Origin of the sequence: Pseudovibrio sp. W64 (assembly GCF_001623145.1) — a bacterium.
In the GTDB taxonomy this organism is placed as follows: domain Bacteria; phylum Pseudomonadota; class Alphaproteobacteria; order Rhizobiales; family Stappiaceae; genus Pseudovibrio.
Window position 1 is genome coordinate 1,052,390 of the sequence record NZ_LMCI01000038.1, and the last position, 21,403, is coordinate 1,073,792.

Genomic DNA, 21,403 nt, shown 5'->3' on the forward strand with positions numbered 1-21,403 from the left:
ACTCAGATAAATCCGGGAAAGGCGTGCCGATGCGCCACTGAGTGTGCCATGCTGGCAAGAGTGATGATATCAAACACAGGTCGATTGATCCGCGCTTGTAGCTGATGCGCATATGGCGGCAGATCAGTGCATTCCAAAACCACTGCACCGATATCCGGTGATCGCTCAATCATGTCATCTGCCGCAGCAAACAGCTCTTCTGTCACCTTGCCAAGGTCCATCTGTGTGCGTTCACCGCGTAAGATCACCGCGGAAAACTCAGGGGCCTCATCCAGCCCCTGAACCACAATCGGCACATGGGCAGCACCCACACCTTCCAGATGCTTGTCTGTCAAAGAGGCTGCGGACGCTGTGATGACTCCAACGGGTGCATTGGTCATGTGGTAGGCAAGGGGAACCTGTATGAGCGAAGACACGAAAACTGGAACAGAAACGGCTGCTGCGATCTCCTTTTGAAAGATCGCCAGAAAACCGCAGGACCCGGTGATTGCGTGCACACCTTGATCTTCAAGACGCTTGGCGGCGCTGAGGATCGGCTCAAGCAACTCAGGGGAGGGATCAGCTAGCAGTTTCTGAACCGTCAATCCATGCAGGATCTCGTAGGTCGTTGTAAACGGCAGGCTCGACGGGTTCTTGATGTGACCAGGAGGTTTCGGGAAATAGCTTTCCAGCGAAAGAACGCCGATTGAAACGCCGCAAATGTTCTGGCCACCAGGATGAATGGTCATGCGAAATCCTTTAGTACCGTGTCACGTGATAGGGGGTCATATTGATGTTGGGGGTGGTGCCGGTCACCAGATCGGCAACCAATCTTCCAGTTTTTGGGGCCATCATCAGGCCGTAATGACTGTGTCCAAACGCGCCAATCAAATCCGGAAATCCGTCAACTTCGCCAATGCAAGGCAAACTGTCGGGCAAGCTGGGGCGTTGTCCGGACCATGTGCTGATGTCACCCATCCGCAAGTCTGGCAGCAGCTTGCTGGCAAGCTCCACCAAACCATCCAGCCGTTTCTGGTTGATCGGTGCATCAAGCCCGGCAAACTCAGCCGTTCCGGCAACCCGAATGGCGCTCTCCATGGTGGAGGCGACAAACTTCATGTCCATATCCATGATGGAATGCGTGAGGGCAACACCGGGATTGCTGAAGGACACATGGTAGCCACGTTCAGCCTCCATCGGTACCTTGACCCCAAGTGGTTTCAGCAGCTTGGCAGACCAGACGCCCATGGAAAGCACCAGTTTCGGTGCAAAATGCGCGCCTGTCTCCGTCACATATCTCCAGCCGCCGCCGTCTCTTGGTGTGATGGAGTGCACCTCTGCTTGCTCAATGGTTCCGCCCATCTGGCGTAGCTTGTCGGCAAGCACTTCACCGATTTTACCGGGAGAGACAGCCCGTGCCTGTCCCTTGATGAGAACGGCGGCCTCAAACTCATGGGTTAAAGCAGGTTCCAGATCTCGTAAGGCCGCAGCGCCAATCTCTTCAATCTCAGCCCCCACAGCGCGGCGCATGGCATAATCCGGGCCGTCCAGATCAATCTGGGAAGCATCTCGAAATGCATGTACATACCAGCTGTCTTGCAGCAGATTGTCGTGTCCCGTACCGGAAAGGTGATGGCGGTAAAGCTCAATGCAGTCATGATTGAGGGCATGCATGGCATCGCCAATCGGCTGAATGCGCTCCTGTCGTCCCTCATAGAGAAAACGCAGTCCCCATGTGGCGACACGGGGCAGGTAACTGGGCTTGATCGTCACCGGACCTTGCGGATCCATCAGCCAGCCGGGCACCTTCTTCCAAAGACCCGGCATGGATTGCGGCACCACGGACCACGGTGAGATAATCCCCGCATTGCCAGCAGAGGTGGCCTGACCGGGAGCATCCCGGTCAACCATGTGCACGCGCAAGCCTTTCTCAGCCAGAGACAGAGCACAGCAAATGCCAACCAACCCCGCACCAAGCACAGTGACATCAGGTACTAAAGCTTCTGTCATTGTGTCGCCGCCTGCAAATTGCGTTGGCTGGAAACCTGCTGGAACAAGACAGGCGCGATGATGAGAATTGCAGCCAGATCAGACCCCAGACTTGGAGCAACCAGCATCAATCCGCCAATAGCCATCAGCACACGCCACAGACCGTTGAGCGGAGCCATGAAGTAACCGGAAACGGCTGTTGCAATAGCAAACACACCCAGCGCACAGGTCAGCGTGACCTGCAAGAACGAGACGAGAGTGAAGTACTCCGGCAAAACAATCAGCATGGTTGGTGCATAGACGAACACCATCGGCACCATGAGTTTGCCAAGCCCCAAGGTAAAGGCACTCACACCAGTCCTGAACGGGTTCGCCCCTGCAATGCCCGCCGCAGCATAGGCCGAGGCGCAAACCGGCGGAGTGATCTCGGAGATGACGCCGTAATAAAGCACGAACATATGCGTTGCCAAAGCGGGCACACCCAGTTGTGCCAGCGCCGGTTGAGCCACCGCGACAAGCATGATGTAAAGCGCTGTTGTCGGCAGACCAGCCCCCATCAAAATACAGGCAATAGCGATCAGAACCAATGACAGGAACTGCTGAATGGAGGCTTGCCCGAACACTTCCAGAGAGGTCCAGTCAAGCAGCGGAGCTAGTGAGGCCGCCATATCCGCAGCGCCATTGGTGACCATAAAGCCAAGACGGAAGCCAACACCGGTCGTGTTGATCACACCGACCACGATGCCAACAGCAGCAGAGGCAGCGCCCACGGCCAGCGCATATTGAACACCCACATGGCAGCTGTCGAACAGGTCTTTAAAGCTCTGCCGTTCATTGCGGTGCAAACAGCCCAGCAAGGTCAGCGCGCCAAGCACCCCGGCCATCGTTGGCGAAAATCCTTCACCGGAATATGGCGAGGCCTTCCAGAAAATGAAACCCAGCAAGGCAAGTGGCACAGCCAGAGACAGCGGCTTATCGATGGCACAAAAGCCAACAACAACACAAAGCGAAATGCCAATAAACGCAGCCATGTTGGGCGAGTAGCCAGAAAACAGCACCACGAGCAGTCCGATCAGCGGCAGTACCGTAAACCAGCCCTCACGCCAGACCTGCACAAACTGCGGGATCTGGTCCTTAGGGTAGGCTTCCAGCCCAAGGCGTTTTGCGGTGAAGTGCACGATGGACATGACGCCGATATAGTGCATCAGGGCAGGCACAATCGCTGCAATCACGATGGTGGTGTAAGGCACTTCCAGATATTCGGCCATCAGGAAGCTCGCAGCCCCCATGATCGGCGGAGTTATCTGTCCGCCCGCACTGGCCGCTGCTTCAACACCGCCTGCAAAGTGCCCCGGATACCCAAGCTTCTTCATGTTGGGAATGGTCAGCGAACCGGTGGAAACCGTGTTGGCGATGGAAGAGCCAGAAATAGTGCCAAAGAAGGCGGAGGAGACAACGGAAACCTTCGCAGGTCCGCCCGTATAGCGTCCAGCTAGGATCATCGCATTATCAACGAAGAACTGCCCAAGCCCCATGCGCTGCGCCACAACACCAAACAGCACGAAGTGAAACACAACAGTTGAAACGACCCAGAGTGTAACGCCAAAAATGCCTTCAAACGGGAAGTACATGTTGTTGACGAACTGCCGCCAGTCCACGCCCGGATGCTTTAGGATCTGGATTGGAATATACGGCCCCAAAAGCGCATAGCCGATGAAGACCAGAATGATCAGCGGCAGCACGATACCAATGGTCCGGCGCGCGATCTCCAGCACAGTTAAAATGATGATGGTGCCGAAGAAGATATCCGGTCCGGCTGGGTTGCCTTGTCGCAAGGCCTGCTCAGAAACCTGGATGCCAAAAAGGTCAAACCCGCGCCAGCTGAACCACAGATACAGCGATCCCATCATCGCCAGTATCATGATCACCCAGTCAAGGAGCGGCACATTGCCAAAGCTCAGGAACTTACCGGGCGTATTGGCCAAGGCACGATCAGATTTGAGAAAGGGAAACGCCAGAAAAATGAAGAAATACAACCCGGCCAGATGGATGCCCATGTGAACATAATCAACCGGCGTGCCAAACCCGGCGGTCCAGAAGTGATAGAGCGCATAGGCAATGGTCGCCCAATAAACCACTTTTGTCAGGATTGGCCCGTTGTCACGGGTATGGAGAGCGGAGTCATACTTTTTCTCCAGCTCTTCCAGAGCCTTGTTATCAAGGTGCGATTGTAGGGGCATGGAACCCTCCCGGGTCTGGGGTGCGTCATGCGGTGGTAAGAGCGTGTTGGGCTATCTCATCCCAACACCAACAGCTGCGCAAACAAAAGCATGCGGCAAGGCTGAACCACCGGTGGCGACAGAAGGCAGCGGAAGAACACTCCCGCTGCCGTTTTAAGTCAGACTGTGATTAATCGAGCAGACCAACTTCTTTGTAGTAACGCTCAGCACCCGGGTGCAGCGGCACGCCAATTCCATCAATGCCATCAAGTGCGCTTTTCATGGTGATGACCTTGCCCTTTGGATGTCCGTTATCCAGCAGTTTACGAGCGGTCTTGGACCAAAGCGCCTTGGTGATCTCGTAGACCAGTTCCTCATCAATATTAGCATTGGTCACAAACATGCCGCTCACTGCCACCGTGTTGGTGTCATGCGTTACGCCCGGATAAGTGCCAGCAGGGATAGTGGAAGGAATGTAGTAGGGAACAGTTTTGTTCGCCTGAGCAACTTCTGCCTCAGTGAAGGAATAGAGATCCATGCCCTTGGTGTTATCCAGCTGGATCATGGCAGCAACCGGGGTTCCCGCAGCATAGAAGTAAGCATCCAGCTGACCATCAGCTGTCCGCTCAGCACTTTGAGAGTTGTTGAGCTCTGCCTCATCAATATTGTCACGATTGACGCCGTGATCACCGAGAATGAGCTCAACAGCAATCTGCGTTCCAGAACCTGCCTGCGCAATACCTACCCGCTTGCCTTTCAAGTCCGCAAGATTGTCCAGCTCACCACCCTTTGGCAAAACAAGATGCAGATCTTCCGGGTAAAGGTTTGCAATCACACGAAGGTCTGGTTTGGCATTGCCCTCATACTTGCCAGAGCCGTGATAGGCAAAATGAAGTGTCGCAGCACCGGTCAGGCCCGCTTCCATCTGGCCCGCCTGAATAGCGTTCACATTGTGTGCTGATGCGTTGGTTGACTGCGCGATCGCCACCAGATTTGGAACACCACAGTTGCCGCCCTGATCACACGGACGAGAGCCTGGTGGGTTGGAAATTGCGTTGGCAATGATCCCGCCAATCGGGAAGTAGGTTCCGCCAGCACCTCCCGTACCAATGCGGAAAAATTTGATGTCCTGCGCAACCGCTGCACCACTGATCATCGTGCAAGCAAGCGCAATCCCGGCGCATTTACTGAATAATCCCATGAGTGTCCCCCCTCTAATAAATTCAGATAAGCCCAATTCAAGGTGATAGGTATTTATAATTATTGGCCTCATGGTGGTTAGCCTTATTCATAAAAGCAAATTCGAAATATTATGGTTATGATAGATTTTGTTTATATATTGAGGTGCCCATGAACCTGCAGCAACTGGCGGTTTTCCGCGAAATTATGAAAACCGGATCAGTCAGCCGCGCTGCACGAAACCTTCATCGCACCCAGCCCGCCGTCAGCGCATCGCTCAAAGCACTGGAAGATGATTTGGGAATGCCGCTCTTTGTGCGTGAAGGCCGCCGACTGATTCCTGTCCCAGAATCCCATTATTTGCTCTCGGAGGCGTCTAGCATTCTGGATCGTCTGAAGACGGTTGAGCAGAACCTCAGCAACATGCGCGATCAGGTGCAAGGCTCGTTGAGTATCGTTGCCATGCCCGGTCCATCCTCCTACCTGCTGCCAGAGTTCATCAGCAACTTCATCGAGGATAAACCGCAGGTGAAGGTCACTTTGGCAACGCGCAGTTCCCCGCAAATCCTCAATCTGATCGCCGCACAAAGCTTTGACATCGGCTTTTGTGATGCAGCTGTAGGCACGGAGCAGGATGTCCTATCTCACAACACCACAATCCCATGTACCTGCCTGTGCGCTGTCCCGAAAACATCAGCACTGGCAAACAAGAAGGTGATTCATGCGAAGGATCTGGACGGTGTGCCCATGGGCGTGCTCCAGCCCAGTCACTCCACCTTTGAGGCCACCAAAGCCGCGTTCCAATCCAGTGATGCGCATTTTGATATCCGCATCGATACCCAATACTTCCTGCCACTGTTCCATTTCGTCGAAGCAGGGCAGATCTGTGCAGTTGTCGATGCTTTGAGTGCGGTCAGCTATCAGCGCAGCCGCGGGGATGCCTCTAAAATCGTGTTCCTGCCCTTCGAGCCAACAGTGCCCTTCGGCTATTCAATCCTCGTGCCGCACCAGCGTCCACTGTCCCGATTGGCAAGCTCTTTCGTCTCCTCCTGGCAAAACTGGGTGGAACAAACCATCAATCAGCCAATCAGATAGCAAAGAGCAGCTACAGTTAGCGCTCCAACAAGGACCACGCAGGCAAACCGATCTACTTTTGCCTCAAACACTCATATCGGCTGGAAGGGCGTAATGGACGAGGTTTGCCAGAAAGAAAACGAGACTGCAGAACGGGTCTATCACCAGCCTGTCTCTCCCTGGGCATTGGAAAATCTGCCCGGCGATCCCATGATGTGGATCCTGATCGTCAGCGAAATCCTCGTGTTCGGCGGAGCGCTGTGGGCCTTCGCTGGCAATGAGCTGCTCAATCCGGAGATTTACCGCGAGGCACGAACGCACCTCAATGTGCCTCTTGCCACCTTGAACACAATCATCCTGCTCACCTCAGGCTTGTTTGCTGCCATCGCGGTGCGCTTTGCCAAAATCAAAGAGATTGTGAAGACAAGATTGGCATTGCTGGGGGCAGGAAGCCTTGGCGTCGTGTTCATCGCACTCAAGATTTACGAGTACAAGGAAAAGCTAGCCCTTGGCCTCAATGTTGAGACCAACACATTCTATACGCTTTATTATCTGGTCACTGGGTTTCACTTGGCCCACGTGATCTTTGGCCTGATCATACTCAGCATAATCGCCCTGTGGCCCACCGAGGATAATATGGAATCGGGCACAGCCTTCTGGCATATGGTTGATCTGATCTGGGTGATCATTTTCCCCATTTTCTATCTCATGGGGCAGGGGCTGTAATCATGGACACCAACAAAACGACCTTTAAGAGCATCCAGATGAACGATCTACTCAAAGCCTGGGTAGTCTTGGTTGCACTCACACTGCTCGGCTACGGCCTCAGCTTGTTCAGCAGCGAATTGCTTGTCTATGTGGGTCCGCTGATCATCGCTGTGCTGATCCTGTTTAAGGCGCGGATCATCCTGACCCGATACCTTGGCTTGACCAGATGCCCTGCATGGCTCTCCATGCTCACCTCAATGATTTTCACTTTAACAATGATTTGTGCAGCCCTGCTCACCTACGGCTCAGCAGCGCTTACGCAATAAAGACCTGAACAAGACACCAAAAAGCAGAACCCCCTCACAAGGCCTGAAGCGCAGTGAGGGGGTTCCATTAAAGCATATCCCTGATGTGTGGGCCCCTACTATGGGAAAGGGATATACGTTCTTAAGTGATCAGCTCGGCAGGAACTCTCGGCCCCAACCGGTGCCAGCAATCCGCCGTTCAATCATGTCGTCCACCTGCTCATCGCTGTATCCAACACCGGCAAGCACTTCGCGTGTGGAATTGCCGTAAGCCTCAGTGCTAGGCAAGGCGCGGATAGCGGCTTCCTCTGGACGGATGGAATAGTGGTCGATCAGCGTCACGCGGTGCCCACTTGGGTGATCCTCATAGGTGGAAAATGCGTAACTGCCACGATCAATACCAACCGCACCATCAGCCGTACGAGTGTACGTGTCGCGCAGATGCTCGATGCCCAGAGGCTGAGCCGCTGCAATATCCGCTGCTCTCAACTTCTCACACCAGCTTTCTGCTATGTCCTGTTCAAAGGCAACCTGCAGGAATTCAGCTGTATCATTGGCTTCTTCCACACCGCTCAGACCTTCAACCTGTGCAAGGTCGATAAGCTCGTGGTCCTCTGCATCCATAAAGATCCAACCATCAGAGGCTTTATAGAAGTGTGAGAGCGCGTGGTTGCCAAGGGCATCACGTCCGGAGGCTTCATCAAACGGGGCACGGCCTTCATAATCAAACGCAAACTTGATCTGCGCCAGATTGGTCACCGCAGACAGAGAGGTCCGCGCACGGGAGGTCTCTCCGGTTTTGTGCTTGTGATAAAGCGACAACGCCATACCAAGACCAGCAGCAAAGCCACAGTTTACGTCAAGCGTACCAAGGTGCGCATGCTCTTCCGGTGTATCAACGCCGCCAAACCGGCTCATGATGCCGCTGTTGGCCTGAATGATGTCATCATAACCAATGTAGTTGGTCTTCGGTCCCGGCTTTGGTCCACCAAGACAGTCCAGACGGCAGAACAGAACGCCTGGATTGATTGCCTGCAAACTGTCATGGTCAAGGCCTAGCGGCTTCATCTGACGGTCAGGGGCATTGATCACCACAAGATCAACGGACTTCACCAGACGCTCAAAAGCCTCACGGCCTTCACCCGTAGTAATGTCCACCAGCGCACTTTTCTTGCCAATGTTGGTCTGGAACGTAAACAGCGTACCAATCAGTGGATCGTAAAGCGGCTTCACCGGATCCAGCTTGATGACCTCAGCGCCAAACCGACCAAGGAAGGCAGTGGAATGCGGGCCCGCAATCACGTTGGTCAGATCGAGAATACGCAGATCATTGAGCCAGCCGTCTTTGTCCGCTGCTGGAGCTGTTGGAGCAGGCAAGGATCCTGTGTCACCAACGGCTTTCAGGGTTGCCAAAGCCTCTTCAAAGGTTACGTTCTCGCGTGGTTTCGGAGTGAGCAGGTAGTCTACAATCTCCTCAAACCACACAACAGGACCGGGCTGTTTCATCAGGCCGTATTCAGGGTCGTTCACTTCGACAATCAGACCGGACGTGTTGCAGTGCTCGCTGTTCACCCATTCCTGAGTGGTGCGGTGCGGAGCGCCCGGAATCTGGCCTTCACCAAAGATAACGCCCCATTCATCAGAGGTTTTAGTGAGGAACACCTTCTTCATTTTCACAGAAATGATATCAGCCCACTTTTTCGGAAGCGGATAAACACCAATGGACGTTTCCCCGTCCCACTCAGCAATTGGCAGGTGCAGGTTGTTCACTTCCGGCAGACCTTCAGCAAGCAGCTCCTCGTAAATACCGAGAGCCTGCAGGCAGCGGCGGGCGTGGTTGCGGTGAGACGGGCAGACCGCATAGAAATAACGGCCATCTGCGCACTCATAGGTCCGGTAGAACGGATCGAGGTATTCCTGTAGATCCTCATAGGAAAGATCCATCTCGATATCATTTTCACGGCGATGGGTAATCTCGTGCTCGCGCATGGTCATGTAGCGCTCTGGCATGCCTTCAATCACGACTGAATTGTAGGAGAGGCCTTCCATAAGAGCAGCTGCAATCGGCACTTCAATCGTATCACCTCGGCCTGTCTTCTCACGGGCAAGCAGAGCCATCACAACAGAGCTGGCCGCCATTGTCGTGGCATAAGAAGAGCCCAGTGGAAGCGGTGAGAAGCTTGGGTTCAGACCCATAAGAACACGGTTGAAGCCCATGTCGGTGAACGCGCCTGATGTGGCGGCCACGATAGCTTCCGTTGCTTTCCATTCACGGCGCAGCTCATCATTGCTGGCAAATCCCGGGACTGAAAGCGTAACCAGCTCAGGGCGTTCAGCACGCAGCGCAGCAAAATCGACACCAAGGTCTTTCATCTTGCCAGGGCGGAAGCTTTCAAGCACCACGTCAGCTGCTGCAATCAGGTCAAACGCCTTTTGCAAGCCAGCTTCTGACTTCAGATCAAGCCGGATGCATTTCTTGTTACGATTTAAAATCGCATTTGCCGGGTGATCCCACTGAGGCCCTTGAGGCGGATCGACGTGAATAACAGTTGCGCCCATATCCGCAAGGATCATAGCAACAGCTGGACCTGCAATCTGCTGACCGAAGTCAACAACTCTGACACCTTCAAGGGGAAGTCTTTTTTCCATGCAACATCATCCTCAGAAACCGCCCATCGGCAGTTCTCAGTTTATTCCAGACATAATTATGTCTTTGATTTCAGGTTGTTATGGGTGAAATGCTTCGCAGCAACGGTTCACTTCATTGGAAAAACAATAGGCAGGCACCTACGTAGAAACCAGCAATTTAAATTTCGGTGCAGGCATAAAAATTTTTGTAGCTCGTCTAATTCTGAACTGTTTGATTTTGCCTTTGCCGGACTGGTGGAAGCTGAAATTTCTTCCACCAAACCTGTTTTATGCCACCTGTGCAGCGGAGACAGTGTCCTGCCCAAAAGGGAGATTACCCCTCATGTATTACGTTCAGCAGCCAGTTTCTGAAGGTGACAGCATGCGGGTGCTCAAGGCTTGTGTTGGAGTAAACCAGATAAAACGCTTCTTCCGTCGGAACGCGATTTTCCAGTGGAGCAACCAGCTGGCCGGACTTCAGTGCATTTTCCACAAGACTTGTTCTGCCCAAAGCAACGCCTTCTCCTAAAGCTGCCATTTCCAGAGCCGTGACAAGCGTATCAAACTGATAACTCTGCCGCAGTTCCACATCACTGTGCTTGGTCTGCTTCAGCCAGTATCCCCAGCCTTCCTGATAGCCAATCACATGCAAAACACTATGATTTGCAAGATCTTTTGGCGACTCTAACAGCCCGTTTTCTTCCAGATAACAAGGGCTGCAAACCGGAAATAACTCGTCTCGTGTCAGTCGGTCACATTGAACTGACGGCCATTTTCCCCGCCCGTAGCGCACTTCCAGATCGCAGTCACCGGAGGTTTCTTTGTTGTCCAACCAGATGTTGGAGGTGACGCGCAGGTTGATCTTTGGGTGCAGCTTGCGAAACTCTTTCATACGCGGGGCAAGCCAGCGCATGAAGAACACCATGTTGATCTTCACAGTCAGCAGATTGTTTTGCCCCTGACCGAAGATTTCCTCCGTTGCCGCCTTCAGGCGCTCCACGGATTCGTGGACTGCCGGCAAATACGCCGCCCCCGCATCTGTCAGCTCCAGGCCACGCGGCAATCGTTTAAACAGCACAGATCCCAACTGACACTCCAGGCCCTTGATCTGGTGACTGATCGCTGCCTGCGTAAGGTTGAGCTCTGTTGATGCATGCGTAAAGCTGAGATGACGCGCCGACGCTTCAAATGCCCTGAGCCAATTGAGCGGGGGTAAATTCTTCTTCATTAACTTCTCCCATTCGTATGGGTAGAATTTCATACTCTACGTAAAACTATTCATAAATATTTTTATACCATTGGGTCTTTTTTTGTTGATTGATAACAATTTAACCCTCCGGCAAAAATTCAACCTTCAATCAGGACAGCAAAAATAAAGCTTGAGGGGGACAAATGTATAATAACAGCAATACTGAAAGAAGGACGGGGGAGGGCCTGTTCACAGGTGTAAATCCTGTTATGGCTGTCGGGTCTACAGTACTCGTCATTGCGTTTGTTTTATTTACTGTAATGGTTCCTGAAACTGCTGGCTCACTTTACAATTCAGCCAAAGGTTTCATCGCAAATAATCTATCTTGGTACTATATTGGTCTGGTCAGTTTTTTCCTGTTTCTGGCTTTTGCGATGACCATGAGCCGTTACGGCAATATTCGCTTGGGCAAAGATGACGAAAAGCCGGAATACAGCTTCTTTTCCTGGTTCTCGATGCTCTTTGGGGCCGGCATCGGTATCGGGATTCTGTTCTGGAGTATCGCAGAGCCGATCTACCACTTCCAAAGTAATCCGTTTATCGCAGAAGGGCAGGAAAGCTCCGTAGAAGCTGCCCAAATTGCAATGCGGATCAGTATTTTCCACTGGGGTTTGCATGGTTGGGCACTGTTTGCACTCTCCGGTCTGGGACTAGCTTATTTCCACTATCGCAAGGGCCTGCCGCTGTCCGTTCGTTCAGGGCTCTATCCGATTTTTGGTGATAAGATCTACGGTCCAATCGGCCATGCTGCCGATCTGCTTGCAGTTTTCGGTACAGTCTTCGGTATTGCGACATCTCTTGGGTTGGGAGCCCAGCAGATGAATACCGGCCTGAACTACCTGTTTGGCTTTGAAGTCAGCATCACCAACAAGATCATCATCATCGCGGTCATTTCCGTATTGGCAACCATGTCCGTCCTGAGCGGCGTGAACAAGGGCATCAAAATCCTGAGTGAATTCAACATGCACCTCACCATGGTGATGCTTGTGTTCTTCCTCATTTTTGGCCCGACCGTTTACATTCTGGGGTCTTTCGCAACCAATCTGGGCGACTACCTGACCAACGCAATTCCGCTTGGCTTCTGGGTCGAAACTGATCCGAGCAACAGCTGGCAGGGTGGTTGGACCATCTTCTACTGGGGCTGGTGGATCGCATGGGCGCCATTCGTTGGTATCTTCATCGCGCGCATCTCCAGAGGCCGTACGGTTAAAGAATTCCTGCTCGGCGTATTGTTGGCACCAACGCTGCTCTCCACATTCTGGATCACCACCTTCGGCAACACCGCAATGTTCCTTGAACTGTTCGGTGCTGGCGGTGTCACAGAAGCGGTGAACGCGGACATCACCTCGGCTCTTTACACAACCATCGAACTGATGGATCTGGGCTCCACGCTCACCATCCTCGGCGCGGCGATGTGTACAGTTCTGCTGGTGACGTACTTTGTAACCTCGGCAGATTCCGCAACGCTCGTTATCTGCACCATCTTGTCCATGGGCGACGAGAATCCGGCCAACCGCTACCGCATCTTCTGGGGCCTTTCCATTGGCGCCGTGTCTGCGGTGCTGTTGTTCGCCGGTGGCTTGCGAGCCTTGCAAACAGCCTCGATCGTGGCGGCTCTGCCGTATTCCTTCGTGCTGATCCTGACCACGTGGGGATTGCTCAAATCACTCCACCTCGAGGTCTCAGAAATCATCTCCACCATAGATGACGAAGAGCATCCTTATTCAGCTGGCAATGCAGCCCCTGCTGCAGCCCCGGCCGAGTAAGGCGCTCTCACCCCGAACCATCTGGGATGTTCCCGGCATCCCAGATGGTGACAATAACCAAAGGTTCATTCTCATGACATCTCAGATCATTCTGCCGCGCATCATGCAAGTTGGTGCGGGAGCCGCCCTTCAATTGCCTGCAGTTCTGGCAAAAATCGGCTGCAAAAAGCCTCTCATCGTCACAGATCCCATGATGGTTCAGCTGGGATATTCCGAATCTATGCAGGAAAGCCTGAAGGCTGAGGGCATTGAAAGCGAAGTTTTTGCAGATACTTTGCCTGAGCCAACCGTTGCCTCCATCCTTCCGGGTGTGGAAAAGGCGCGGGAAGACAGCTATGACTGCATCGTAGCTCTTGGCGGCGGCAGCCCGATCGACAGCGCAAAAGCCATTGCGATTCTGGCAAAGTTTGGCGGGGAAATGCGCGACTACCGCTTCCCACGAGACGTCACGGAGCAGGGCCTGCCAGTTATTGCCGTTCCAACAACTGCTGGCACCGGCACGGAAGTAACCCGCTTCACCATCATCACAGATGAAGAGCGCGGCGAAAAGATGCTGTGTGTTGGGATCGGCTTCATGCCTGTTGCCGCACTGGTGGACTACAAACTCACCATGAGCCTGCCAGCACGCATCACCGCGGACACCGGCATTGATGCCATGACCCATGCGCTCGAAGCCTATGTCAGCAAAAAGGCAAATCCGTACAGCGACAGCCAGGCACTGGCCGCTCTGAAGCTGATCGGCCCGAACCTGCGTGAAGTCTACCACACCGGCAACAACGAAAAAGCACGTGAAGAGATGATGCTCGGCTCAACCCTTGCAGGCGTTGCGTTCTCAAGCGCATCCGTTGCTCTGGTGCACGGTATGAGCCGCCCGATTGGCGCATTCTTCCACGTGCCGCACGGCCTTTCCAACGCGATGCTTCTTCCAGATGTGACAGCCTTCTCAATTCCAGCTGCACCAGAGCGTTACGCTCAGGCTGCACGTGCATTGGGTTTTGCATCCCAGCAGAATGATGATGCTATGGCAAATCGCAAGCTCCTGATTGAGCTGCGTGCCCTGAATGATGAGCTCTCCGTACCAACACCGGAAGAGTTTGGCATTGATCGTCAGGAGTTTATGGACCGCTGCGAAACCATGGCAGAGCAGGCGCTCGCCTCAGGTTCTCCGGGCAACAACCCGGTCACGCCAACCATTGCTGAGATGATGGAAATCTATCAGGGCTTGTGGGATGCCCGTGGCTCCGACAGCGAGTCTGTTGCAGCTGAATAAACTGAAATTCCTACGCTCCCGAGAGGCCAGCTCACGTCCAATGCCGTGAGCTGGCTTTTTTATTGTGGCTCTGGCGAATTAAGCGCCAATCTCCAACACAAATCGGGCACTGAAGTCACCTTCCCACCACATCGGAAAGTTGGTGCCCCACTTGTTGTTGTAGATGTTGAACCGAAGCCCCTGATCATAAGCAGGTGCCCTGTGCTGGAACGGCATAAACGGCAAATCAGCAGGGGCCACAAGCGGAGTATCCAGCGGCACAATGCGGATCTCCTGATCTGCTTGTGCTCTCGCCCCAAAGATCGCCTGCAACTGACCTCCGCTCATATCCGGCAGATCATGCGCATTCACCCAATATCCGGTCTTATCGAACTGCCAGCGTGCCGCACCATCTGGCGCAAACCGCAGGAACCCAGCCTCGGGCATACGATTGGCAATCTTACCGTAAAGCCGCAGCGTAATCTCCAGCTTGTCGCTTGACCCATTCAGTGCCAGCTGAATGTTGGATGTCGCGCCGGGAATATCCGAGGCCATCACATAGGAAAGAACGACGTGATCGTCGGCAACCGCAAGCCCTTCAAACTTCGGGCAATGGCTTTTGGACGTCGCAGTCCCTGCCTTATCCAATCCCGGCTTGATGTGATCCAAAATGGCCCATTCTTCTTCGTGGGTCAGATAGGCATCCATATGCGCTTTGACATCGCTGGCATCATAGGTTTCATGAGTAAACGACAGCAGATTGTCATCCAGCCCAAACAGGTCTTTCCCATCTGGTGTTGTAAGCCGCTTGATAGCACCGGTGTCACTATCAATCTCCATGGACCAACCACCAAACCCGGCCTCATCGATAATCTCAAACGGACCAGCATGCGGAAGAGGGCAACACAGCTCTTTAAGCGCTGCTTTGGCAATCTTCTGGTCACTCTTATCAAGTGCAGCAACGGCATCCTTACAATAAGCCCGCTGTTCAGCCCAGGACGCTTCAGCATACTGAAAGCGCGGATCGTTTTGACGCGCAGCGTCAAAATCACCACGATCCCACGCCTGTTCATCGCGTAGATAGGTTTTGATATCTACGCCGCACGTATGCTCTGCCACCATGGAAAGCTTGCGGCCAAAGGAAAGCCGCTCCGGCGTGATTTTGTCGTCAGCAAAACGATCATAAACCCGCTGCAATGCCCGGTACTGTGCTGACTTTACAGGATCAGTCGCGCTGCCATGGATCCAGCTGTCGCCGATTTCCTGCGTTACAACGGGGAAGCTTTCCCGGTGTGGCCACAGCACCTCGGCAAACTCATCCAGCGTCGCTGCCTTGATCTGATAATCTGGATACTGCCGCTCCATCGCACGGTACACATTCACCGTCTGTCCGATGTTCTGTGGCCCGATATTGTCTTCCGTATGCGCAAAGCTCAGGCCATCAGAAACACCTGGAATAAACTGCGTCGCACCATAGGAGTTTTGGTAGAGCACCAGAACCTCCTCACCGGAAGGGGCCTGCCAGCGGAACACGTCCGGCAGCTTTGGTGTCGGAGAGGCGGTGTTGACCCCCAGATGTAAAAACTTGATGCCAGCTTTCGCCATCAACGGCACAATACCAAGCGTATGCCCGGGAACATCCGTCATCTTTGCGGCAATGGTTTTCACCCCAAACCGCTCATCCAGCTCTTTGGAATAGGAAAGACCAGCCTCAAACAGGGCTGGTGACATCAGCTCAGAATGTGTCGTGAACGGCAATCCATGCCAGCGGATCAAACCCTTCTCAATCGCAGCTTCCAGACGCTTTGCTTCAGCAGCTGACGCCTCATTCAGATAGTCCCAGATCAGCCATGCGCCCGTGGTCCAGCGAAATTTCGGGTCCTGCGGGTTTTCAAAATAGAAATACTCCGCCGTATCAAGCGCTTGCGGTAAAAAATAGGAGTGATAACGCTGCCGGACCTTCTCTGCATGATCAGTGAAACCAATATCCAGATGGGTTTTGAAAATCAGGTGAATAGTATTTGGGGACATATTTCTTTGCTTCTTATGAGCCAACAGTGCCGCGCACAATCAGGCGGGTCTGCAGTGTCTCGGTCATGGCTGGGGCATTGGGGTCTTTAAGGCGCCGCAAGATAAGCCGTACGAGAGCCCGGACACGATCTTCAAGATCAATTTTCACAGTGGTAAGGTTGTAGCTCAGCCATCCGGACTGAGCGATGTCATCAAAGCCAACCACTTTCACATCCTCAGGAACCCGCAGGCCCAGTTGAAAGCGCAGCGCATCAATCACACCAAACGCGCCGACATCATTTGCAGAGAAAATGCCATCAACGCCTTCGCCAACCTTGAACAGGTCCAGCGTGGAGGCGAGGGCGGTTTCATAGGTATAGTCGCCCTGCAACACCAGCGGCTCTGGCAAACCACGCTCTTTCATGATGCATTTGAACGCGCGCTCACGCTCTGTATTTGCAAGGGATGTGGTCGTACCACCAAGATAGGCAAAGTTCTTGCAGCCATAAGCCTGCATCAAAGCAACAGCCTGATCGATGCCGGTCTTCTGATCCACAATCAAGCGGTCGAAGACAGACGTGGAGCCCGGCTGGTTTGGCAAACTGCCATCCTCCGAATAACTCACATAAATCGGCACGGCCCGGCCCAGCGAATGGGTCAGTGTATCAGGTGAAACGTTCTCGGCAAAAGCGATGATGCTGTCCAGGTTGAAGCCCTTCATATAGGTCAGCAACCGCTCATCCATGCTCTGGTCAGTGCGTGTCTTGAAGAGCAGCGTAGCAAACCCTTCCCCTTGCAGGGCAGTGGTCAGCGCGTCGATCTCCTGCGATTCCCATGGGCTGCACACATCTGGTACGATCACTCCCACCAGATGAGAGCGGCGTGTCACCAGCGCGCGGCCCGCCATGTCTGGCGTGTAACCCAACTCCTTCGCGATCTTGAGAATCAGATCACGCTTTTCCTTCTTCAAAGAGGCATGTGGATTGAAAGCGCGTGAAACAGCGACTCGCGATACGCCTGCAAGTTTGGCAACTGTATCTGCCGTCGCGCGTTCGGGGCGTTTCGCCTCTTGGATGTTTGGATGCTCTGACACTCAAAACCACTCAATTAATGAAAACGTGTTCACTATTAATGCCGTATATAACCCTAGGATGTCAATCGAACATTCTTTATGCACGACGAAAATATGACAGTTTTGTGCCGTTTCTGTAAAATATTTGCTGGCGTAATATTTTAGAATCCTCTTGATTTTCTCTTGAGTGTTGACGAATAATGAAAACGTGTTCATTTTAAATTCACTGATCGATTTCTCAAGATTAGTGACAAGGCACACCAACACAGGATGCCCTGGGGGGATAATTTAGATGAGTAAATTGCGTAGTTATGCATTGGGTCTTGCAGCTGCCACAGCATTGGCCGGGCCAGCAATGGCAACGGACGTCACCATCACTTGCCGTTGTGTGGAAGGCGGCGTGAACAGTGCAGCTGCTGTCTGGCTGAAAACAAGCGTCATTCCTGGTTTTGAAACCATGATGAAAGCCACAGGCAAAGACGTAAATGTGATTTTTAAAGAGTTTGCCGGAAAAGACGAGCAGCTGACACAGCAGCTTGCTCTGGACTTTTCAACCGGCGCAGGCGCGGACGTATCATCGTTCGACGGCTTCCTTATTCCAAACTTTGTTGACGCAGGTCTGCTGAAGCCATTGGAAGAGGTTGCTGGCGCAGAGGTGAACCAGTGGGAAGGCTGGTCTCACATTTCTGATGGCTCCAAAGAGCTGATGTCCTACGGCGGCAAGGCCTACGGTATCGCGCTTGGCACAGACAGCCGCATGATCTTTGTGCGCAAAGACATCTTCGCACAGGCGGGCATTGACGCTGACACATGGCAGCCAACATCCTGGAAAGACGTTCTGGATGCAGCGCGCACCATCAAAAAAGCAATGCCTAAATCCGCTCCGCTTCAGCTAAATGCGGGCGTTTCCATGGGCGAAGCAACCACCATGCAGGGCTACTGGATGGCCATTCTCGGCACCGGCGAAGGCATGCTGGACGAGAACGGCAAGTGGATCGTTTCCTCGCAAGGCATTCTCGATACGCTGAACCTGTATAAGACCATCTACGTTGATGAAAAGCTTGGCGACAAACGCGCACAGCTGTTGGGTGATGGCCGTAACCGGACTTTCGCAAACTTCCGTGATGGCAAAACAGCCATGCTGGTTGAAGGCGACTGGTTCTACCGCTCAGTCACCAAGCCGGGCGCTGAATTTGAAGTCAAAGACCGCGACGTCAACATGACCTGGAAGAAGATGCCAGCTCAGGAGCCAGGCAAAGGTTTCCGTGGTCAGGACTTCGTGACCATGTCCGGTGGTACGGGTTTTGTGATCAATCCAAACTCCAAAGCTCCAAAAGAGTCCTGGGCGCTGTTGTCCTACATGAACTCCAAAGAGCAGCTGGATGCATTCCAGGCGATCAACCCGCGCGTTCGTATTCGTGATGATGTCTGGATTCCAAACTCTGACTTCCTGACAGAGACCTCTCAGACGCTTCTGCCACTGACCACAGCCCGTCCAAACAACGCCTACTACAACAAAGTATCTGTTGCAGTACAGCGTATGACAGAGGCAGTTGTCTCCGGCGAGCAGACACCAGAACAGGCCATGGCTCAGTACAAATCTGACGTCACCGCCATTGTTGGTGAAGAAAACACCGTAAGCAAATAAGGCTTACCCCAACTCCGGGGCAGGGCGCGCTCCTGTTGCGCGCCCTTATCCTCTCCCTGATCTTTCGATCCAGTAATCTCCCTTCTTGGGAAGGTGTATTTTGAAGAACTTCTCTTTGTTGTCTGTGCGCGCGGGAACGCTGTTTTTCTCGCCCGCTGCGGCTCTTGTCGGCGCATTTGTGATCGTCCCCTTCTTCTGGGTGATCTTTGTCTCCTTCACCAACAGAACTCTGCTTGGTAAAACAGCTCTCAACCCCGAGTTTGTCGGGTTTGATAATTACGTCGCCTTGTTCAACATGGAAACGTTCTTCACACGAGGCCAGTTTGGGTTCTCGCTCATTCTAACAATTCAGTTTGTGCTGCTCTCCGCTCTTATCGGGCAGGCACTGCTGGGCATGATCCTCGCATGGTTGCTGCAATCAACTCCCAAATACGTGAAGGTCTTCTCTGAATCTGCCGTCATCGTGGCTTGGATTCTGCCAGAAGTCGTAATCGGTTTCGCCTGGTTTGCCTTCCTTGATTACGACAACGGCACCTTGAACATGCTGACAACAGCACTCGGGCTGGAGCCGGGAGACTGGTTGCTGGACAATCCGTTCTGGGTGATCGTGTTCTTCAACACCTGGCGCGGTGCAGCGTTCTCCATGATGCTGTTCAACTCCGCGTTTGCCTCTCTTCCGCCAAGCTACTTTCAGGCCGCTGATGTTGCTGGCGCGACGTCTTTCCAAAAATTCAAAGACATCGCCTTGCCGCTCATCAAAGGGCACGTGGTGACAGATCTGATCCTCATCACCATGTGGACGATCAACGTGTTTACCCCGTTCCTGCTGACGCAAGGCGGCCCGTCGTACCGCACCGAGCTGCTGTCCATCTACACGTATCGCGTTGCCTTTAAAGACTTTGAGTTTGGTAAAGGAGCCGCCGTTGGCGTGGTCATCATGTTGATCAACCTTGCCTTTGCTCTGTTCTATCTGCGCATCGCAAAACAGAAACATAAGGGAGCGGAATAATGACCCTCTCATTCCAGCAAATTCTGTCTCGTATCAGCTTCTCTGTTCTTGCAGCCCTGATCGGCATCTGCTTTGCCTTGCCTTTGATCTGGTTCCTGTTCGCTCCCTTCAACGCGCGTGCAGAACTCGGACTGGAAATTCCAAGCCCGTTTACGCTGAAGAATTTCTTCACCGTCTTTGAAAACACCTTCGCAATGCGCGGGTTGCTGAACTCGTTCATCCAAAGCATTGGCGGCGTGGTTCTTGTCGGTTTCGCAGCGACTTTGGCAGCCTACGCTTTGTCACGCTCGGACATTCCCGGCAAAAAAAGCATTACATATCTGCTGCTGCTGTTCTCCTCCGTGGTGTCCGGCAGTGCGGCGATGGTTCCAATCTTCCTAATCGTCTCCAAGCTCGGCCTCATCGACACCCATGTCGCTGTAATCCTCGTCTTCGCTGGCGGTCTGCTGCCAACAGCCATGTTCATCCTGCGCGACTTTATCGACGGCATTCCCAAGTCCTACGAGGAAAGCGCGATGGTCGCCGGAGCGTCCTCCATGCAGGCCTTTCGTGATGTGGCACTGCCAGTCATCCGTCCGGGCATTGTGGTCGTGGTGGTCTGGGCGTTCGTCAACATCTGGGGCAGCTTCCTGATCCCGTTCATTCTGCTGCGCTCCGACGAATTGATGCCTGCTTCTGTGGCCATCTACTCCTTCTATTCAGAAGCCGGAACGCCAATCGTCACGCTGCTTGCAGCCTATGCGCTGATCTACTCGTTCCCTGTCATCTCTCTCTATCTGTTCGTAAACTGGAAGTTTGGTTTCCGGTTCTTCGGCGGCATTAAAGCATAATCGGAAGAACAAAAATGGCTTCTATCTCCTTTCAAAACGTCACCAAGTCTTTCGGCGATTTTAATGCAGTCTCCAATGCCAGCTTTGAGATCAACGACGGCGAGTTCATCTGCCTGTTGGGCCCGTCCGGCTGCGGAAAAACCACCAGTTTGCGCATGATCGCCGGACTGGAAACGCCAACCTCTGGACGCATCTATATCGGTGATAAAGATGTAACCGGTCTGCATCCGCGCGATCGCAAAATCTCCATGGTGTTTCAGGATTATGCACTCTACCCGCACATGAATATCAGCCAGAACATCGCCTACCCATTGAAGGTTCGCGGTGAGAATGAAGCAACCCGCGGCGAACGTGCGCAGGAAGTCGCTGATGTTCTCAAGATCGGCCATCTTCTGGATCGTTTGCCTGCGCAAATCTCGGGTGGCCAGCAACAGCGCACGTCACTGGCTCGTGCACTGGTGAACCCAAGTCAGGTCTACCTGTTTGACG

Annotated in this window: 18 protein-coding genes; 10 read left to right on the plus strand and 8 right to left on the minus strand. The window is 53.3% G+C overall.

Translation table 11 applies throughout. The annotated features are described in order from the left end of the window. Window positions 1-2: 2 nt before the first annotated feature. The 3 genes from PsW64_RS21270 to PsW64_RS21280 are packed head-to-tail and all read right to left on the minus strand — an operon-like array spanning window position 3 to window position 4,208. Entirely contained in the window at window positions 3-728 is a 726-nt protein-coding gene (locus PsW64_RS21270) for an aspartate/glutamate racemase family protein (RefSeq protein WP_063304859.1), read from the minus strand. Between the two features lie 10 nt (window positions 729-738). Further along, a complete protein-coding gene (locus PsW64_RS21275) occupies window positions 739-1,989 on the minus strand; it encodes an NAD(P)/FAD-dependent oxidoreductase (protein ID WP_063304860.1) in 1,251 nt (416 codons plus the stop codon). Then, a complete protein-coding gene (locus PsW64_RS21280; protein WP_063296805.1) occupies window positions 1,986-4,208 on the minus strand; it encodes a TRAP transporter permease in 2,223 nt (740 codons plus the stop codon). Before PsW64_RS21280 ends, PsW64_RS21275 begins: the two co-directional genes overlap by 4 nt. Here PsW64_RS21280 and PsW64_RS27680 point away from each other — a divergent pair. Further along, on the plus strand, window positions 4,207-4,365 hold the full coding sequence (locus tag PsW64_RS27680; protein WP_193757833.1) for a hypothetical protein: 159 nt from the start codon (window positions 4,207-4,209) through the stop codon (window positions 4,363-4,365). The genes PsW64_RS21280 and PsW64_RS27680 overlap by 2 nt on opposite strands. A 12-nt stretch (window positions 4,366-4,377) precedes the next feature. Here PsW64_RS27680 and PsW64_RS21285 read toward each other — a convergent pair whose 3' ends face one another. Then, window positions 4,378-5,388, minus strand: coding sequence for a TAXI family TRAP transporter solute-binding subunit (locus PsW64_RS21285; RefSeq protein ID WP_063291981.1), 1,011 nt, complete (start codon window positions 5,386-5,388; stop codon window positions 4,378-4,380). Window positions 5,389-5,537: 149 nt separating this feature from the next. Between PsW64_RS21285 and PsW64_RS21290 the strand changes: the two genes are divergently transcribed. The 3 genes from PsW64_RS21290 to PsW64_RS21300 all read left to right on the plus strand — a co-directional run bounded on the left by PsW64_RS21290 (window position 5,538) and on the right by PsW64_RS21300 (window position 7,474). Further along, window positions 5,538-6,461 carry a LysR family transcriptional regulator gene (locus PsW64_RS21290; protein WP_063304861.1) on the plus strand — a complete coding sequence of 308 codons (924 nt, stop codon included), beginning with the start codon at window positions 5,538-5,540 and terminating at the stop codon, window positions 6,459-6,461. A gap of 93 nt (window positions 6,462-6,554) precedes the next feature. Further along, window positions 6,555-7,166, plus strand: a complete 612-nt coding sequence (locus tag PsW64_RS21295; protein WP_063304862.1) for a cytochrome c oxidase subunit 3 — start codon at window positions 6,555-6,557, stop codon at window positions 7,164-7,166. A gap of 2 nt (window positions 7,167-7,168) precedes the next feature. Next, window positions 7,169-7,474 carry a hypothetical protein gene (locus tag PsW64_RS21300; protein WP_063304863.1) on the plus strand — a complete coding sequence of 102 codons (306 nt, stop codon included), beginning with the start codon at window positions 7,169-7,171 and terminating at the stop codon, window positions 7,472-7,474. 129 nt (window positions 7,475-7,603) lie between these two features. Here PsW64_RS21300 and PsW64_RS21305 read toward each other — a convergent pair whose 3' ends face one another. Continuing rightward, window positions 7,604-10,102 carry a CoA transferase gene (locus PsW64_RS21305; RefSeq protein WP_063304864.1) on the minus strand — a complete coding sequence of 833 codons (2,499 nt, stop codon included), beginning with the start codon at window positions 10,100-10,102 and terminating at the stop codon, window positions 7,604-7,606. A 313-nt stretch (window positions 10,103-10,415) separates the two neighbouring features. Next, complete coding sequence (gene gcvA, locus PsW64_RS21310) at window positions 10,416-11,309, minus strand: transcriptional regulator GcvA (RefSeq protein ID WP_063304865.1); 894 nt, start codon at window positions 11,307-11,309, stop codon at window positions 10,416-10,418. Between the two features lie 164 nt (window positions 11,310-11,473). Between gcvA and PsW64_RS21315 the strand changes: the two genes are divergently transcribed. Then, a complete protein-coding gene (locus tag PsW64_RS21315) occupies window positions 11,474-13,096 on the plus strand; it encodes a BCCT family transporter (protein WP_208980913.1) in 1,623 nt (540 codons plus the stop codon). Between the two features lie 73 nt (window positions 13,097-13,169). Then, complete coding sequence (locus PsW64_RS21320; RefSeq protein ID WP_063305007.1) at window positions 13,170-14,366, plus strand: iron-containing alcohol dehydrogenase; 1,197 nt, start codon at window positions 13,170-13,172, stop codon at window positions 14,364-14,366. 78 nt (window positions 14,367-14,444) lie between these two features. Here PsW64_RS21320 and PsW64_RS21325 read toward each other — a convergent pair whose 3' ends face one another. Together PsW64_RS21325 and PsW64_RS21330 are read right to left on the minus strand one after the other, a co-directional pair. After that, window positions 14,445-16,376 (minus strand): DUF5054 domain-containing protein, encoded by a 1,932-nt coding sequence (locus tag PsW64_RS21325; protein WP_063304866.1) that lies wholly within the window; start codon window positions 16,374-16,376, stop codon window positions 14,445-14,447. A 13-nt stretch (window positions 16,377-16,389) separates the two neighbouring features. Continuing rightward, window positions 16,390-17,448 (minus strand): LacI family DNA-binding transcriptional regulator, encoded by a 1,059-nt coding sequence (locus tag PsW64_RS21330; protein ID WP_057465213.1) that lies wholly within the window; start codon window positions 17,446-17,448, stop codon window positions 16,390-16,392. A 271-nt stretch (window positions 17,449-17,719) separates the two neighbouring features. Between PsW64_RS21330 and PsW64_RS21340 the strand changes: the two genes are divergently transcribed. The 4 genes from PsW64_RS21340 to PsW64_RS28255 form a co-directional block, all read left to right on the plus strand. Then, window positions 17,720-19,075 carry an extracellular solute-binding protein gene (locus PsW64_RS21340; protein ID WP_063304868.1) on the plus strand — a complete coding sequence of 452 codons (1,356 nt, stop codon included), beginning with the start codon at window positions 17,720-17,722 and terminating at the stop codon, window positions 19,073-19,075. A 100-nt stretch (window positions 19,076-19,175) separates the two neighbouring features. Further along, complete coding sequence (locus PsW64_RS21345; RefSeq protein ID WP_063304869.1) at window positions 19,176-20,084, plus strand: carbohydrate ABC transporter permease; 909 nt, start codon at window positions 19,176-19,178, stop codon at window positions 20,082-20,084. Further along, a complete protein-coding gene (locus PsW64_RS21350; protein WP_063291991.1) occupies window positions 20,084-20,914 on the plus strand; it encodes a carbohydrate ABC transporter permease in 831 nt (276 codons plus the stop codon). The genes PsW64_RS21345 and PsW64_RS21350 overlap by 1 nt, the downstream gene beginning before the upstream one ends. A 14-nt stretch (window positions 20,915-20,928) precedes the next feature. Next, a partial coding sequence (locus tag PsW64_RS28255) for an ABC transporter ATP-binding protein (protein WP_244277316.1) occupies window positions 20,929-21,403 on the plus strand: 475 nt, incomplete at its 3' end.